At 72.0% G+C, this 14,814-nt stretch carries 11 protein-coding genes and 1 pseudogene; 7 read left to right on the plus strand and 5 right to left on the minus strand.

What is annotated here, in order from left to right; translation table 11 throughout:
- Positions 1-2,471: hypothetical protein (locus FJ108_05560; protein ID MBM4335371.1), on the minus strand; the 2,471-nt coding region annotated here is incomplete at its 3' end.
- Positions 2,472-2,551: 80 nt separating this feature from the next.
- Here FJ108_05560 and FJ108_05565 point away from each other — a divergent pair.
- The 6 genes from FJ108_05565 to FJ108_05590 are packed head-to-tail and all read left to right on the plus strand — an operon-like array spanning position 2,552 to position 9,471.
- The gene (locus tag FJ108_05565; GenBank protein MBM4335372.1) at positions 2,552-3,811 is read left to right on the plus strand and encodes a glycosyltransferase family 1 protein; all 1,260 of its coding nucleotides are present in this window, start codon (positions 2,552-2,554) and stop codon (positions 3,809-3,811) included.
- Positions 3,812-3,867: 56 nt separating this feature from the next.
- Positions 3,868-4,725, plus strand: a complete 858-nt coding sequence (locus tag FJ108_05570; protein MBM4335373.1) for an SDR family NAD(P)-dependent oxidoreductase — start codon at positions 3,868-3,870, stop codon at positions 4,723-4,725.
- 30 nt (positions 4,726-4,755) lie between these two features.
- A complete protein-coding gene (locus FJ108_05575) occupies positions 4,756-6,300 on the plus strand; it encodes a carboxylesterase/lipase family protein (GenBank protein ID MBM4335374.1) in 1,545 nt (514 codons plus the stop codon).
- Positions 6,233-7,774: a wax ester/triacylglycerol synthase family O-acyltransferase gene (locus FJ108_05580; GenBank protein MBM4335375.1), complete on the plus strand. Its 1,542-nt coding sequence runs from the start codon at positions 6,233-6,235 to the stop codon at positions 7,772-7,774. Before FJ108_05575 ends, FJ108_05580 begins: the two co-directional genes overlap by 68 nt.
- Positions 7,775-7,825: 51 nt before the next feature.
- Positions 7,826-8,383, plus strand: a complete 558-nt coding sequence (locus tag FJ108_05585) for an HAD family hydrolase (protein ID MBM4335376.1) — start codon at positions 7,826-7,828, stop codon at positions 8,381-8,383.
- A gap of 17 nt (positions 8,384-8,400) precedes the next feature.
- Positions 8,401-9,471, plus strand: a complete 1,071-nt coding sequence (locus FJ108_05590) for a ferredoxin--NADP reductase (protein ID MBM4335377.1) — start codon at positions 8,401-8,403, stop codon at positions 9,469-9,471.
- On the opposite strand, the gene FJ108_05595 is transcribed toward FJ108_05590, so the two are convergent.
- Positions 9,465-11,363 carry a M3 family oligoendopeptidase gene (locus FJ108_05595; GenBank protein MBM4335378.1) on the minus strand — a complete coding sequence of 633 codons (1,899 nt, stop codon included), beginning with the start codon at positions 11,361-11,363 and terminating at the stop codon, positions 9,465-9,467. The two genes, FJ108_05590 and FJ108_05595, sit on opposite strands and share 7 nt — an antisense overlap.
- Here FJ108_05595 and FJ108_05600 point away from each other — a divergent pair.
- On the plus strand, positions 11,324-11,896 hold the full coding sequence (locus FJ108_05600; protein ID MBM4335379.1) for a carboxymuconolactone decarboxylase family protein: 573 nt from the start codon (positions 11,324-11,326) through the stop codon (positions 11,894-11,896). The two genes, FJ108_05595 and FJ108_05600, sit on opposite strands and share 40 nt — an antisense overlap.
- Positions 11,897-12,079: 183 nt before the next feature.
- Here FJ108_05600 and FJ108_05605 read toward each other — a convergent pair.
- The 3 genes and pseudogenes from FJ108_05605 to FJ108_05615 all read right to left on the minus strand — a co-directional run bounded on the left by FJ108_05605 (position 12,080) and on the right by FJ108_05615 (position 14,766).
- Positions 12,080-12,202: pseudogene (locus FJ108_05605) on the minus strand (heparin-binding hemagglutinin).
- 129 nt (positions 12,203-12,331) lie between these two features.
- Positions 12,332-13,558, minus strand: coding sequence for a CoA transferase (locus tag FJ108_05610; protein MBM4335380.1), 1,227 nt, complete (start codon positions 13,556-13,558; stop codon positions 12,332-12,334).
- Entirely contained in the window at positions 13,558-14,766 is a 1,209-nt protein-coding gene (locus FJ108_05615; protein MBM4335381.1) for a CoA transferase, read from the minus strand. Before FJ108_05615 ends, FJ108_05610 begins: the two co-directional genes overlap by 1 nt.
- Between the last annotated feature and the right edge of the window lie 48 nt (positions 14,767-14,814).

Raw genomic sequence — 14,814 nt, forward strand, 5'->3', positions numbered from 1 at the left:
GAAAGGCGCAGCGGAGTCGCGGACTCGAGCGCAAAGCCGGTGCGAACCACCGCGCGGGCCGTCTCGTCGCCGGGATTCGAGACGCGAAGCACGAGTGCATCTCCGTCGTCGGCGGGCTTCAGCGCGGAGAGCACCAGCGTTCGCGGCTCGAGCGCGAGAAGCGATACGCCCTCGGGCACGCGGGTCTCGCCCGCGATCGTCACCGCCTGCAGCGGCAGCTCGGCCTCGCGCGCGGCCGCTGCGACGACGCTCGGATCGTCGAACGAGAGCAGTCGCAGCTCGGCCGTGAACGCGCCGCGAAGCTGCGCGCCGGGAACCGGGAGCTGCGGCCCGGCCGGGCCCGGTCGCGTGCGAAGATCGAGCCGCGACAGCCAGCCCACCGCGCGCAGACAGGTGAGCGCGATCGAGCCGTCCTCGCGGACTTCCGCCTCGGGCAAGCCGGGCGCGACCAGCGCAAGGCCGTTCGCGAACACGAACCCCTGCTGCGGGAAAGTCGCCGGCGGCGGGTGGATCCATCCGGTCGCATCGGACTTCGCGGTGGAGCGGCGCGCGGCGTCGAAGCTGGTCGCGGCCAGGAACTCGCTGCAGGGCGCGCCGGTCGGGAAGATCAGGCGCATTCGGTGATCCTCGGCCGAATTCTCGATCCGCAAGCTCAGGCTCGCGCCCGGCTCGCCGGGTGCTACGCGTGCGCGAATCGAAACCCGCAGGGCCGCGCGCTCGGACGAGCGCCGCTCGCGCGAAGCGTCGAGCCGCGCCGGCAGCGCGAACGTGCGCACGACCTCGAGCTCCTCGATCCCGCCCGCGTGGCGGCGCCGCTCGAACTCGACACTCTCGAGTGTCGCCGCGAGGTCGGGGATCGGATCCGCGTCGTAGCTGTCGCCGCGGTCGCCCTCGTCCTCGAGCGCGCAGATCCCGGCGAAGACGCGCGAGCCGAGCCGGAGCTCGAAGGTGCCGTCGTCCGCCGCAGTCAATCGGGTGGTCGCGCACGAGATCTCGCGCCCGGCGTCGACGAGATCGGGCGCGGCCGCCGCGGGCTCGAGCCGAACCCGGCGGAAGCCGAGGGCCGGCACCTCGCCGACCACGAGCTCGAGATCGAGCGCCCGGCTGGCCGGGGCGATCAGGTAGCGGCCGTCGGCGTGGCCGTCGACGACGCGCACGGGCACGCCGTCGGCGCTCATGCCCTTGCCCTCGCGCGGCGGCAGAAGCCAGCGGTGGAAGAACGGACCCGAATCGTTCGCCTGAAGCCCCGGCCAGGGATCGAGCGGGAAGCGCGCGACTCCGGACCTGGGCCAGGGGCTGGGATTCCAGACCGCGACCTCGATCGCGTCGCCGGACGGTGTCGAGCGCGCGACGCCGTGCCCCGAGAGCCGCTCGAGCGCGCGCAGGGTCGTCTCGCGCGCGAGCTCCTGGCTCGCGTCGTAGCGCGCGCGCATCTGCTCGTGCACGCGGTCGATCGAGCAGCCGCCGATCGAATCGTGCGCCTGGTTCCGCAGCAGCTCGCGCCAGGCCCGGCGCAGGCTCGCACGCTCGTCGGGAAGCCCGTGCAGCCGCGCGAGCGCCGCGAACGGCTCGGCCAGCCGCTCGAGCGCCGTCTCGCAGGCGCGATTCGCGAGCTTCAGCGGCAGACGCGCCGACCATACACCGGGAAGCAACGGGCCGGCGCAGCCGCCCACCAGCTCGCCGCGAAACACCGGGAGCTCGGGCTCGATTCCCGCCGCGAAATCGTCGACGAGCGCGCGCTCGACCTGCCAGCCGGTCCGGTCGGCGAGCGCGCACGCGATCTCCCGCGTCCGCTCGCTCGGCGCGGCGTGGTCGAAGCCGTTCATCAGCAGGATCCGCTGCTGCCGCGTCCGCTCCGCCAGGGCCTGCGATCGCTGCGCGATCGTCGACGCGGCCCCGACCGGGTCGAGCGCCAGGTTTCCCGCATTCGCATAGCCGGCCCCGAGGTGGCAGGCGACGAGCGAGCTTCCGTCGGGGGCCTGCCAGCGGTACTCGGGCGGAAGCCCGGAGAGGGCGCTCGGGTTTCCCCTCCAGTAGACGAAGGCGCACAGGCCGAACCCGGCGAAGAGCTGCGGGAACTGCGCGGGATGCCCGAAAGAGTCCGGTGTATAGGCGACCGCCGAGACGGGTCCGAACGCGGCGCCGACGCGCCGCCCTTCGAGCAGATTGCGCACGTGCGCCTCGCCCGAGGGGAGCAGCGAATCGGGCTGCACGTACCACGGTCCGATCGCGATCCGGCCGGCCGAGACCGCGTCCTCCAGCGCCTTGCGGCGCTGCGGTCGGACTTCGAGGTAGTCCTCGAGGACGATCGTCTGCCCGTCGAGCAGGAAGCGGAAGCCGGGGTCGGTCGAGAGCAGCTCGAGCACGCGGTCGATCGTGTCCACCAAGCGCGCCCGGAACGACTCGAAAGTCCGGTACCACTCGCGGTCCCAGTGCGTGTGCGAGACGAGGAAGGCCTTCACGCCGCGCATGGTACCGCCTCGAGGATCAGGCACGCGTTCGCGCGGCGGGGCTAAAGCTGCCGGCGCCGCCTCTCGATCGGTGGGGGAACATGCGCGTCTGCATCCTCACGGTGGGCTCGAGAGGCGACGTGCAGCCGTACGTGGCCCTGGCTCGGGGTCTCGAGCGCGCCGGACACCGAACCGCGGTCTGCGCATCGCCCGCCTACCGGAGCTTCGTCGAGTCCCACGGCGTCGAGTACGCCTGCGTCGACACGGGCGACCCGCAGGTGCTGCTGCGCTCGCCCGAGGGCCAGGCGATCTTCCGCTCGACGCGAAATCCGCTCGCGCTGCTGCAGGGGCTCTGCCGGCTGCTCGAGCCGGTGCTCGAGAAGGGCTACGCCCAGGCGTGTCAGGTCAGCGCCGATGCCGATGCGCTGCTCGTCGCACCGGGCGCGCTGCCGATCGCGCAGGCCCTGAACGAGAGCCGCGACCTCCCGTTCGCGAGCGCATTCCTGCAGCCCAATCATCCGACTCGGGAGTTCGGCTGCTGGCTGTTTCCCGAGGTCCCCGCATGGCTGCCGTTTCACGGTCGTCTGCGCCGCGGGAGCTATCGGCTCACCTGGCAGATGCTGTACCGGATCGTGCGCGGGGCCAACGACGCGGCGCGCAGGAACGTGCTCGGCCTCGGACCCGGCGTGAACCCCTTCGCCGAGATGCTGCGGGAGCGCTGGCCGACGCTGTACGGGATCAGCAGCTCGGTCCTGCCCCGCCCCGCCGACTGGGGGCCTGAGCTCGAGCTCACCGGCTACTGGTTCCTGGACCGCCCGTCCGGCTGGCGACCGCCGAGCGTGCTCGAGGAGTTCCTGGCCTCCGGACCGAAACCGATCTGTGTCGGATTCGGCAGCATGCCGTCCGCGGATCCCGAGCAGACGACGCAGCTCTTCGCCCGCGCGCTCGCGCGAGCCGGCCAGCGCGGGATCCTGCTCACCGGCTGGGGCGGCCTGGCGGCGACGGAGCTCGCCAAAGGCGTGCTCGCGATCGACGCCGCTCCGCACGACTGGCTGTTTCCGCGTGTCGCGGCCGTCGTGCATCACGGGGGCGCGGGAACCACCGCGGCCGCGCTTCGCGCGGGCGCGCCGGCCATGGTGATCCCGTTCATCGCCGACCAGCGCTTCTGGGGCGCGCGCGTCGCGGCGCTGGGCGCGGGGCTCGGGCCCGTCGCGCGCCGGGGGCTCTCGCCAGAATCCCTCGCGACCGCGCTTCGAGAGCTGGTCGAGAACCCGGCCTACCGCGAGCGTGCCGCCAGCATCGCTAGAGCCCTCGCGAGCGAGGACGGCCCGGCGCGCGCGGTCGCCGCCCTTCCGTTCTGAACCACCCGATCGCGCCCGGGGCTCGATTGCGGCTACGATCGGCGCGGAGGCAGGCGATGGGCGCCAGGCGCGGACCCGTGTTGGTGACGGGCGCGAACTCGGGAATCGGGCTCGCGAGCGCGCTTCGCTTCGCGTCGCGCGGCTGGGAGACCTGGGGCACCGTGCGCTCCGAAGCCAAGGCCGACGAGCTGCGCGCCGCAGCGAGATCGGCGGGCTGCCTCGAGCTCGTGCGCCCGCTTGTGCTCGACGTCTCGGATCACGAACGCGTCGTCGAGCTGTGGAAGGAGCTGCCCGACTTCTACGCGGTCGTGAACAACGCGGGGTACTCGCAGACCGGCGCCGTCGAGGAGGTCACGGCGGCGCAGGCGCGCGCGCAGCTCCCCGTGAATCTGATCGCACCCGCGATCGTCGCGAGCTGCGCGCTGCCGGGAATGCGGCGACTCGGGGGCGGACGGATCGTGATGGTCTCTTCCGTCGCCGGACGCGCCGCGGTGCTGCCGCTGAACGGCTGGTATCACGCCTCGAAGTTCGGGCTGGAGGCGCTCTCCGACGTGCTTCGCGTCGAGGTCGCGTCGTTCGGGGTCGCGGTCTCGATCGTCGAGCCGGGCTTCTTCAAGACCGGGATCACCGGTCGCGCGCGAGAGATGGCATCTCGGGGCGCGGAGCACCGCGATTCGAAGTACGCGTCCGCGTACGAGCGGATGGACGGCTGGATCGCTCTGATCGAGCGCTTCGCTCCGCCCGCCAGCGTGGTCGCGTTCGCGATCGTGTCGGCGGTCGAGAGCCGCTTCCCGCTGCAGCGCTACGTCGTCGGTCTCGACGCGCTCGCGGCGATCGTCGGCGAGGCGATCGCGCCGCGCCGGCTGACCGACCTGGCCATGCGCCTGGCCGCGAATCTCTCGGCGAAGAGCTAGACTTCCCTTGCCGCGGGCTGCTGCGGCCAGATGAGCAAGAACGTCGCGACGAAATACGGAAAGCTCGCCGGCGAGGAAGTCGCGGGCGTACACGTGTTTCGCGGCGTGCCGTTCGCGAGCCCGCCGCTGGGCGCGCTGCGTTTCGCACCGCCGCAGCCGCCCGCTCCCTGGCGCGGCGTTCGCGAGGCGCTTCGCGCCGGGCCCGCGCCGCTTCAGGTCGGAGCCTCGTGGATGACGCGGATGCGCCTCGACGTCGGCGGCCGCGTCGACGAGGACTGTCTGTATCTGAACGTCTACACGCCCGGGATCGACGCCGCGCGAAGGCCGGTGCTCGTGTTCCTGCACGGCGGGGCGTTTCTGATGGGAGCGGGCTCGACCGCGCTCTACGACGCCCGCCGACTCGCGCGCCGCTCCGGCATCGTCGTGGTGACGACGAACTACCGGCTCGGCGCGCTCGGCTGGGCGCATCTGGGCCTGGTGCCCGGCTCGACGCTCCCCGACGCGGTGAATCTGGGGCTCCAGGACCAGATGGCGGCGCTGGCCTGGGTGAGGGACAACATCGCGGAGTTCGGCGGCGACCCCGGCAACGTCACCCTCTGCGGACAGTCCGCGGGCGCGATGAGCGCGGCCGCGCTGTGCGCATCAGGGAAGGCGCGCGCGACGTTCCGACGCGCGATCCTGCAGAGCGCCGCGGGGCGCAGCGTGATCGACCGCGACGAGGGCATGAACGTCGCGCGCATCTTCCTCGCCGAGCTCGGCAAGAAGCCCGAGACGGCCCACGAGCTCCGCGACGTCGACGCCGCGCGGCTGCTGAAGGCCCAGGCGAGCGCGTACCGGCGCACGTTCAGCCCGCTGCGCCTGATGTCGTTCATGCCCGTCGTCGACGGCGCGATCGTCGGCGAGACTCCGCTCGCGGCGATCCAGCGGGGCGCGCTCTCGGACAAGGAGCTGCTGATCGGGACCACGCGCGAGGAGTGGAAGCTGTTCTCGCTCGTCGACGGGAGCGCGGTCGGCATGCGCGAGGCGTCGCTGATCGCGCGCATCGGCGCGCTCTCCGATCCGCGCGAGCTCGCGCTGCCCGACGCCGAGCTCGCGAGCCGCTGCTTCCGCGACGCCGTCGCCTCCGACGGTCTCGCGACCGACCCCGCCGAGGTCTGGAACGCCTTCCAGTCCACGCGCGTCTTCCACCATCCGGCCGCGCAGCTCGCCGAGGCGCAGGCGCGCTCGGGCGGGCGCGCGTTCGCGTATCTCTTCGCATGGCGGCCCCCGGCCGTGGGCGGACTGATCGGCGCCTGCCACGCGCTCGAGCTGCCGTTCGTGTTCGGCTGGACGCAGACCCCGCTGGTCCGATCGCTCACGGGCCTGTCGACCTCGGCCCGCCGGATCTCGCTCTCCATGCAACACGCCTGGGGCAGCTTCGCGCGCGCCGGCGATCCGTCCCACGAGGGTCTGCCGGGCTGGCCCGGCTACGAGCCGATCCTGCGCTCGACGATGTCGTTCGGCCGGGATGCGCGCGTCGTCGACGCGCCGCTCGAAGCCGAGCGGCGGCTGTTCGAGTCCTGGGGGAGGGTCTGAGCTCCCGCGCGCGGGCTCGAAGGCCGCGCGCCCTGTGTATGCTGTGCGGATGCCGAGCTACCGCTACGAGACGCTCTCGCCGCAGGACGCGTCGTTCCTGGCGGCCGAGGGCCCGAACACGCCGATGCACATCGCCGCGGCGTTCATCGCGGAGCCGGGTTCGCTGCGCACCGTGCACGGCGGGATCGACATCGAGCGGATCCGCGCGTTCATCACCGGGCGACTGCACCGGGTCCCGCGCTACCGCGAGCGGCTGGCCTACACACCTCTGCGTGGACGGCCGATCTGGGTCGACGACGACCATTTCAACGCCGAGTTCCACATCCGGCACACGGCGCTGCCCTACCCGGGCAACGACGACCAGCTCAAGCGCCTGATCGGACGGCTCTCCTCCCAGACGCTCGACCGACGCCGCCCGCTCTGGGAGTTCTGGGTGATCGAAGGCCTCGACGGCGGCGCGCGCTTCGCGCTGTTCTCGAAGGTGCACCACGCGATGGTCGACGGGATCTCGGGCGCGGAGCTCGTGATGGCGCTGATGGGCCGCTCGCCCGACGAGTCGAACGAGAGCCCGCCGCCATTCGTGCCCCGGCCCGCGCCGGGCACGCGCGAGCTTCTGGCCGAAGACCTGTGGAGCGCAGCGTCCGGCCCGCTCGCGGGAGCCGCGAAGCTCGGCGAGCTGCTCCGCGCGGATCGCCGCAGCGAGCTCGGTCGCGCGCTGCGCTCGGTCGGCGATCTGGTCTCGCGCGGACTCGTTCCCGCCTCGGACACGCCGCTCAACGCCGAGATCGGCCCGCACCGCCGCTTCGAGTGCTTCTCGCTCGAGCTCGCGCGCATCCGGGCTGTGAAGGAGAAGCTCGGCGGCACGATCAACGATGCGGTGCTCGCCACGGTGGCCGGCGGGCTGCGCCGCTTCCTGACGCGACGATTGCTGGACGTGGGCGCGCTCGACTTCCGCGTCTCCGCGCCGGTGAGCGTGCGCGCGGAGGGCGAGCGATCTGCCGGAGGGAATCGCGTCTCCGCCTGGATCGTCCCGCTTCCGCTCGGCGAAGCCGACCCGCTGCGGCGACTCGAGCACGTCCGCGCGACCACGCGAGAGCGGAAGGCCTCGAATCAGGCGCTCGGCGCCGACCTGCTCTCGGCGGTCACCGAGTGGACGGGGACGACGCTGCTCTCGCTGGGCACGAGCGTGCAGAGCATCGCCCGCCCGCACAACCTGATCGTGACCAACGTTCCCGGACCGCAGATTCCGCTGTACCTCGCCGGTGCGCAACTGCTCGAGGCCTACCCGATCGCCCCGCTCTTCCAGCACCAGACCGTGAGCATCGCGCTGTTCAGCTACGCCGGGAATCTCTTCTGGGGGCTGAATGCCGACGAGGAGCGGATGCCCGATCTCGCGGATCTGCGCGCGGATCTCGAATTCGCGTTCGACGAGCTGGCGGCACTGGCCGGGCCCGGCGGCGCCAATCCGCGCTAGGGATTGGAGCGGGTCGTGGATCTCTCGAAGCGCGCGCACTGGATCTTCGACATGGACGGCACGCTGACCGTCGCCATCCACGACTTCGACGCGATCCGGCGGGAGCTCGGGCTGCCGGAGGGAAGGCCGATCCTCGAGGAGATCGCGCTGCGCCCCGAGCGAGAGGCGAGCGAGCTGTTCCTCCGCCTCGATCGGATCGAGCTCGAGCTCGCGCAGCGCGCGTGCGCGTCGGACGGCGCGGCCGCCCTGCTCGAGACACTCGGCGCGCGGAGCGCTCGGCTCGGCATCCTCACCCGCAACAGCCACGCGAACGCCCTCGAGACGCTTCGTGTCTGCGGGCTCGAGCGCTTCTTCGACCCCGCATGCGTCGTCGGCCGCGAGGCCGCCGCTCCGAAGCCGGACCCCGGCGGGATCCGCAAGCTTCTCGGCGACTGGCGCGCCGCGCCGGCCGAGGCCGTGATGGTCGGAGACTACCGCTACGACCTGCTGGCCGGCCGCGCCGCCGGAACCGCGACGGTCTACGTGGACACGAGCGGAGTGTTTCCGTTCGCCGAGATCGCGGACGTCTCGGTTCGTTCGCTGGTCGAGCTGATCGACGCGCTCGCTTGAGTTAGGCTGCAGCCCGGATGACCCAGACCAGCGACGCGAAGCACCGCTTCCACGAGCTCGTGGTGGCCGACGTGATCCAGGAGACGGCCGACACCCGCTCGTTCGCCTTCGACGTGCCCGATGTTCTGGGCGAGCTGTTCCGCTACACCCCCGGCCAGTTCCTCACCTTCGAGATCCCGTGGGACGGGTTGCGCCTGCACCGCTGCTACTCGCTCTCGAGCGCGCCGGGAATCGACGCGAGCCCGAAGGTCACGGTGAAGCGCGTCGATCGCGGGCGTGTCTCGAACTGGATGAACGACCGGCTCGAGAAAGGCGCCCGGATCGCGGTGAAGCCGCCCGAAGGGCACTTCGTGCTCCGCGCCGCGGAGCAGGAGCGGCCGCTCGTGATGTTCGGCGGCGGCAGCGGGATCACGCCGATCCTCTCGATCCTGAAGTCGGCGCTCGCGAACACCCGGCGCCGCGTGAAGCTCGTGTACGCCAACCGCGACCGCGACTCGATCATCTTCAGAAGCGAGCTCGACGCCTGGCGCGATCGCTTCCCCGACCGCTTCGAGATCGCGCATCACCTCGACTCCGAGCGCGGCTTCATGCACGCCGCGAACGCGAAGGATCATTTTGCGGGGCTCGAGAACGCGGATTTCTACATCTGCGGTCCCGCTCCGTTCATGGACGTCGTCGAGAGCGCGCTCGAGGAGCGCCAGGCGGGCCGCGGCCACGTCTTCGTCGAGCGCTTCGTCTCGCCAACCGACCCCGACCGCGTGCAGGCTCCCGCCGCCGCGCCGCCGCCGGCCGCGGTCGGCGCGCCGAAGACGTTCTTCATGACGCTCGAGGGCGTTCGCAGCGAGGTCCCGGTGAAGCCCGGAGAGACGCTGCTCGCGGCCGCGCAGCGCGCGGGCTTCGACCCGTCGTTCTCCTGCCAGGAAGGCTACTGCGGCTGCTGCATCGCGAGGCTCCGCTCCGGCAAGGTGCAGATGCGAACGCACGACGCGCTGAACGCGAAGGACATCGCCAACCGCTGGGTGCTCGCGTGTCAGTCTCGCCTCGAAGGCGACGATCCGGTCGAGATCGACTTCGACGACTCCTACTGAGCCAGGCCCGGTCCCACGGCTGCGCCGACGAGAAACTCGTCGAGCAGACCCTCGACGAGATCGAGCGACTCGTGCCAGAAGTCGGGGGCGGAGAGGTCCATGCCGAACGCGTCGCGCGCGATCGCCTCGGCCGTGTCACTCCCGGTCGAGCGCAGCAGCGCCTCGAAGCGCGGCATGAAGCCGGGTCCCTCCTGCCTGGCGCGCTGGAACAGCCCCAGGCTGAACAGGTAGCCGAACGTGTACGGGAAGTTGTAGAAGCTCGTCGTCGTGATGTAGAAGTGCAGCTTCGAGGCCCAGAACCACGGGTCCAGGTCGTCGGCGTCGAGTGAGTCGCCGTACCACTCGCGCTCGGCGGCGAGCATGAGCTCGCAGAGCCGCGAGACGGAGAGCTCCCCGTGCGCGCGCTCCTGGTAGACCGCGTGCTCGAAGCTGAAGCGAGCCGGGATGTTGAGCAGGAACACCGCCGCGTCCTGAAGCCGCCCGTCCAGGATCGCGAGGCGACGGGCTGGCGTCCGCTTCGCGAGCTCGAGCGACGAGTCGATCAGGACCTGCTCGGCGAACGTCGAGGCGGTCTCGGCCAGCGTCATCGGCGAGCGCCGCGCCCAGGCGCGGCTGCCCGCCAGCGTCGCGCCGTGGAACGCGTGGCCGAGCTCGTGCGCGAGCGTCGACGCGTCGCCGGGAGCGCCGTCGAAGGTCAGGAAGATCCGCGACTCGTCGATCAGCGACGAGCCGGAGCAGAAGCCGCCGGGCTGCTTTCCGGCGCGCGGCTCCCAGTCGATCCAGCGCCGCTCGAACGCCTTGCGCGCCAACGCGCCGAGCGGCGCATGGAAGCGGTCGAATGCGGCTTGGATCTCCGCGCGCGCGTTCTCGAACGGAACGCGTTCGTCCGCGCGGTTCGGAAGCGGTGCCAGCAGGTCCGCGAATCCCATCCGCTCGAGCCCGAGCAGCTGCGCCTTGCGGCGCAGATAGCGGCGCGGGATCTCGACGCGCGAGCGCACGGCGTCGAGCAGCGCGTCGAGCGTGGCGCGCGAGATCGCCGCGTCGAAGAGCGCGGGGTCGAGGAAGCTCGCGACGCCGCGGCGCGCGTAGAGCGCGAGCCGCGTCCCCGCGATCGCGTTCAGGCACGCGGCGGTCGTGTCGGCGCTGTGCGCCCAGGCCGAGTTCGCACCGCGAAAGGCCGCGCGGCGCACCGCCGGATCCGGGTCTTCGAGAAGCGTTCGCGTGAGCGCCACCGGCACGCGCCGGGACGGGCGACCGGGAAGCTCGAGCTCGAACTCGAGCTTTCCGGAGAGCTTCGAGTAGAGCCGGCCCCAGGCCGAGAGCCCGGTCGCGTCGAGATCCGCGGCGAGCGCCTCCTCGGCCTCGCCCATGCTGAAGCCGGCGCGCTCGCGCACTCGCGAGAGGAAGAAGCCCGCGCTGCGCAGGCTCCGATCGGCGCAGAGCTCGGCGAAGAGATCGTCGTCGGCGTCTCGCAGCGCCGCGCGCACGCGCACGTAGACCTTCTCCTGCGCGGCGCGCGCACTCGCCGCCGACGCGAGCTCCCGCGAGACCGCCTCGTCGCGCGAGTCCGCCGCGTGCAGACAGCCGAGGTAGCTCGCGAGATGGGCGCTTCGCGCGGTCGCGTCCTCGAGCCGCTCGAGAAGCGACGCGAAGTCCGCGATGCGCTCGCGCTCGAGCGCGCCGAGATCTCGCGCGTCGGCGAGAAGCTGCGCCAGGTCGCGCGCCAGCCGGGTCCGGAACTCGCGGTACTCCTGCCCGTCGAAGCTCGCGAAGAACGGCGAAAGGTCCCAGCTCACTCGCACTCCCTCGCGGCCCCGGTGTATCGTCGCTCCTCGAAGACAGGAGACCCCCGATGCGACTCCAGGTTCCCAGAATCCCCGCGCTCGCACCAGAGGACTGGAGCGACGACGCCAAGCAGGCGCTCGCCGCGATCGGGCGGCCCGGTGGCATGCCGGTCCTGAACATCTTCCGCACGCTCGCGGCCCACCCCAAGCTGACCAAACACTGGATGGTCTTCGCGAATCACGTGCTGGGAAAGAACACGCTGCCGCCGCGCGAGCGCGAGATCCTGATCCTGCGCATCGGCTGGCTCTGCCGAGCCGAGTACGAGTGGGCGCAGCACGTGGTGATCGGCAAGCGCGAGGGTCTCTCCGACGACGAGATCACGCGGATCGGCATCGGCGCGGACGCCCCGGGCTGGTCGGACCCCGACCGCGCGCTGCTTCGCGCCACCGACGAGCTCTGGAACGACGCGATGATCAGCGACGCCACCTGGCGCGAGCTCTCTCGCTTCCTGAACACCGAGCAGCTGATGGACGTCGTATTCACCGTGGGTCAGTACAACCTGGTGTCGATGGCGCTGAACAGCTTCGGGGTGCAACTCGACCCGGGACTGCCGCGATTTCCCGCAGGAGTCGACGGATGAGATGCACCGGCGCGCTCGCGCTCGCGGCCCTGGCCGGCCTCTCGGTCGGCTGCAGCTCGTACCAGCCGGTGCTCTATCCCAACCCCAAGCTCGAGCAGGTCTACCAGGACGAGGTCGATCGCGACATCGCCCACTGCGAGGCCGTCGCCAAGGAGTACACCGAGAACCCGTCGCGCGCGCGGCGCGCGGCCGGCGACGCGACCGAGGGCGCGGTCGTGGGCGGCGCCACCGGAGCCGCCGCGGGCGCGGTGCTCGGCAGCGTCGGGCGCGGCGCCGGCGCGGGCGCGGCCGCGGGCGCGGCCGGCGGCCTGGTTCGCGGGCTCTTCCGCGGACGCGAGCCGAGCCCGGTGTACCGGCGCTTCGTCGAGCGCTGCCTCTCCGACAAAGGCTACGAGGTGATCGGCTGGGAGTAGGCGCGCGCCTCCGCCCGCAGCCTCAGTGCACCACGCCGTCCGCGACCAGCCGCTCGATCTCCGCTTCCGACAGGCCGAGGATTCCGCCGAGCACGGCGTCATTGTGCTGGCCGATCAAGGGCGCCGGAGCGCGAATGCCGACGTCGGCCGACTCGAAGCGCCACGGCGTGCCGACCACGCGGCGCTTTCCGACCACCGGGTGCTCGAGCTCGCGGAAGAAGTCGCGCGCGAGCAGGTGGGGATCGAGGCCGACGCTCTCCTCGCTGTGGACGCGCGTCGCTGGCACTCCCGCAAGCTGCAGAGCGTCGACGGCGGCGTCGACCGAGCGTGCGCGCGTCCAGCGCTCGACGATCGCGTCGAGCGCGTCCTGGTTGCGCCAGCGCTCTTCGGGTCCCGCGAAGCGCGCGTCGGCGAACGCCGGATCGGCGATCACGCTCACCAGCGCGGCCCATTCACGCTCGCCGCCCACCGCGATGCTCACCCACTCGTCCGGTCCCGCGCACGCGAAGCAGCCGTGCGGAGCCATCACGTCGTGGCGGTTTCCGGCTCGCTGCGGCGAGCGGCCGCTCATGCTGAGCTCGAGGAACGCCTCGCCGATCATCGCGCTCATCACCTCGGTCGACGACAGATCGATGTGCCGGCCGCGGCCGGTGCGACGGCGCTCGTACAGCGCCGCGAGCACGGCGAGCGCTCCGGCCGTTCCCACGCGCAGATCCACCGAGCCCGAGAGCGGCATGGGCGGCTCGTCGGGATACCCGGTCAGGTCCGCGATTCCCGCCAGCGCCGAGAACGTCGGCGCGTAGCCCGCGTAGTTCCGCTCCGGCCCGGTGGAGCCCACCGCCGACTGCGAGAGCATGACGAGCTCCGGCTTCACGCGGCAGAGCTCGTCGTACCCGAGGCCCAGCCGCTCCATGACTCCTGGCCGCATGTTCTGGGCCAGAACGTCGCTCACGGCCACGAGGCGGCGGAGCAGCGCTCGCGCCTCGTCGCGCCGCAGGTCGAGCGTGATCGAGAGCTTGTTGCTGTTCAGGTCGTTGAAGATCGGCGAGTGATCGGGCCCGCCGGCGAGCGTTCCGCCCATCAGCGAGCGCATTCGGCTGTGATCCAGGCGCGAGTGACTCTCGACCTTGATCACCTCCGCGCCGAGCCAGGCGAGGAGCTGCGTCCCGTGCGGCCCCGCCCAGGCCCAGGTCATGTCGACCACGCGGACTCCCGCGAGCGGCGCCGGCCGCGAACCCTGCCCGCTCATCAGATCACCCCCGAAGCGGCGAGCCGAGCCAGCTCGCCGCTCGCATGGCCCAGGCGCTCGCCGAGGATCTCCCGGTTGTGCTCGCCGAGCAGCGGCGCGCGCGAGCCGGTCCAGCCGACGTCGTCGAAGCGGTACGGAACCGACGGGTAGGTCTGCGCGCCGGCCTCCGGATGATCGATCTCGACGAAGAAGTCGCGCTCGCGCTCCTGCGGCCAGACGCGGACTTCGGCGACGGTCTGGATCGGTCCCGCGGGCGTGCCCTCGGCCTGCAGGCGGTGGTAGATCTCCGCGCGCGTGAGCCCGTCCGCCCATTCCTGGATGCGCGGCTGGATCTCGTCGCGGTGCGCCTGCCGCGCCGCCTCGTCCTTGCACGCCTCGCTTCGGGTCCACTCCGGGCTGCCCATCGCGCGCACCAGGCCTTCCCACTGGTGGTTCTGAACCGGCGTCACCATCACCCAGCCATCCTTCGCGCGAAGCAGGCCGCCGATCGAGCCGGTCCAGGGCGGGGGCTTCGGCGGGTTGATCTGCCGGCCGATGTCCACGCGCTCCAGGCAGAGCAGCGCCTCCTGCTTGGAGACCTCGACGCGCTCGCCGGTCCCGGTCGCGAGCGCGCCGAGCACCGCGGCCATCGTGCCGACCGCCGCGGAGAGCCCCGCGTCGTACTCCGCGAGGTAGCGGCCGGCGCGCGGCGGAGCGCGCCTCGGAGCGCCCTCGGCCGGCGTCGAGAACGTCGTGTGCGGGCTCGAGTGGTACACGTTCAGGTGGTGGGTGCGGAAGTCGCGGTGCGGACCGCTCGCGCCGAACGGCGTGATGGAGGTGTGCACCAGGCGCGGGTTCGCCCGCGCGAGCGCATCGGGATCCAGGCCGATCCGCGCGAGCTCTCCGGGCGGCCAGTCGTCGATCAGCGCCGCCGCATCGGCCACGAGGCGCAGGAAGATCCCGCGCCCGGCCTCGGTCTCGAGATCGAGCGTGATCCCGCGCTTGCTCGTGTTCAGGTACAGGAAGAGGCCGCTCTTCTCGGGGTGCGGCACGCCCCCGGGAAACGGGCCGCGCCGCCGGGCGCCGTCGCCGACGCGAGGCCGCTCGATCTTGATCACGTCCGCACCGAGATCCGCGAGCAGCTTCCCGCAGTACGGAGCCGCGACCATCTGGCCGAGCTCGAGGACGCACAGGCCCGAAAGAGGTCGATCCTGCAGCGGTCGCGTCATCTGTTCCGGACTCACGAGATCCCCCGTCGCTCCACCGTCGCCCCAGCG

The sequence above is a fragment of the Deltaproteobacteria bacterium genome (assembly GCA_016875225.1).
In the GTDB taxonomy this organism is placed as follows: domain Bacteria; phylum Myxococcota_A; class UBA9160; order SZUA-336; family SZUA-336; genus VGRW01.

Bases quoted from the DNA above. Each gene is read 5' to 3' on its own strand.
- FJ108_05565 (MBM4335372.1), top strand. From the start codon at position 2,552: ATGCGCGTCTGCATCCTCACGGTGGGCTCGAGAGGCGACGTGCAGCCG.
- FJ108_05570 (MBM4335373.1), top strand. From the start codon at position 3,868: ATGGGCGCCAGGCGCGGACCCGTGTTGGTGACGGGCGCGAACTCGGGA.
- FJ108_05575 (MBM4335374.1), top strand. From the start codon at position 4,756: ATGAGCAAGAACGTCGCGACGAAATACGGAAAGCTCGCCGGCGAGGAA.
- FJ108_05580 (MBM4335375.1), top strand. From the start codon at position 6,233: ATGCGCGCGTCGTCGACGCGCCGCTCGAAGCCGAGCGGCGGCTGTTCG.
- FJ108_05585 (MBM4335376.1), top strand. From the start codon at position 7,826: ATGGACGGCACGCTGACCGTCGCCATCCACGACTTCGACGCGATCCGG.
- FJ108_05590 (MBM4335377.1), top strand. From the start codon at position 8,401: ATGACCCAGACCAGCGACGCGAAGCACCGCTTCCACGAGCTCGTGGTG.
- FJ108_05600 (MBM4335379.1), top strand. From the start codon at position 11,324: ATGCGACTCCAGGTTCCCAGAATCCCCGCGCTCGCACCAGAGGACTGG.
- FJ108_05610 (MBM4335380.1), bottom strand. From the start codon at position 13,558: ATGAGCGGGCAGGGTTCGCGGCCGGCGCCGCTCGCGGGAGTCCGCGTG.
- FJ108_05615 (MBM4335381.1), bottom strand. From the start codon at position 14,766: ATGACGCGACCGCTGCAGGATCGACCTCTTTCGGGCCTGTGCGTCCTC.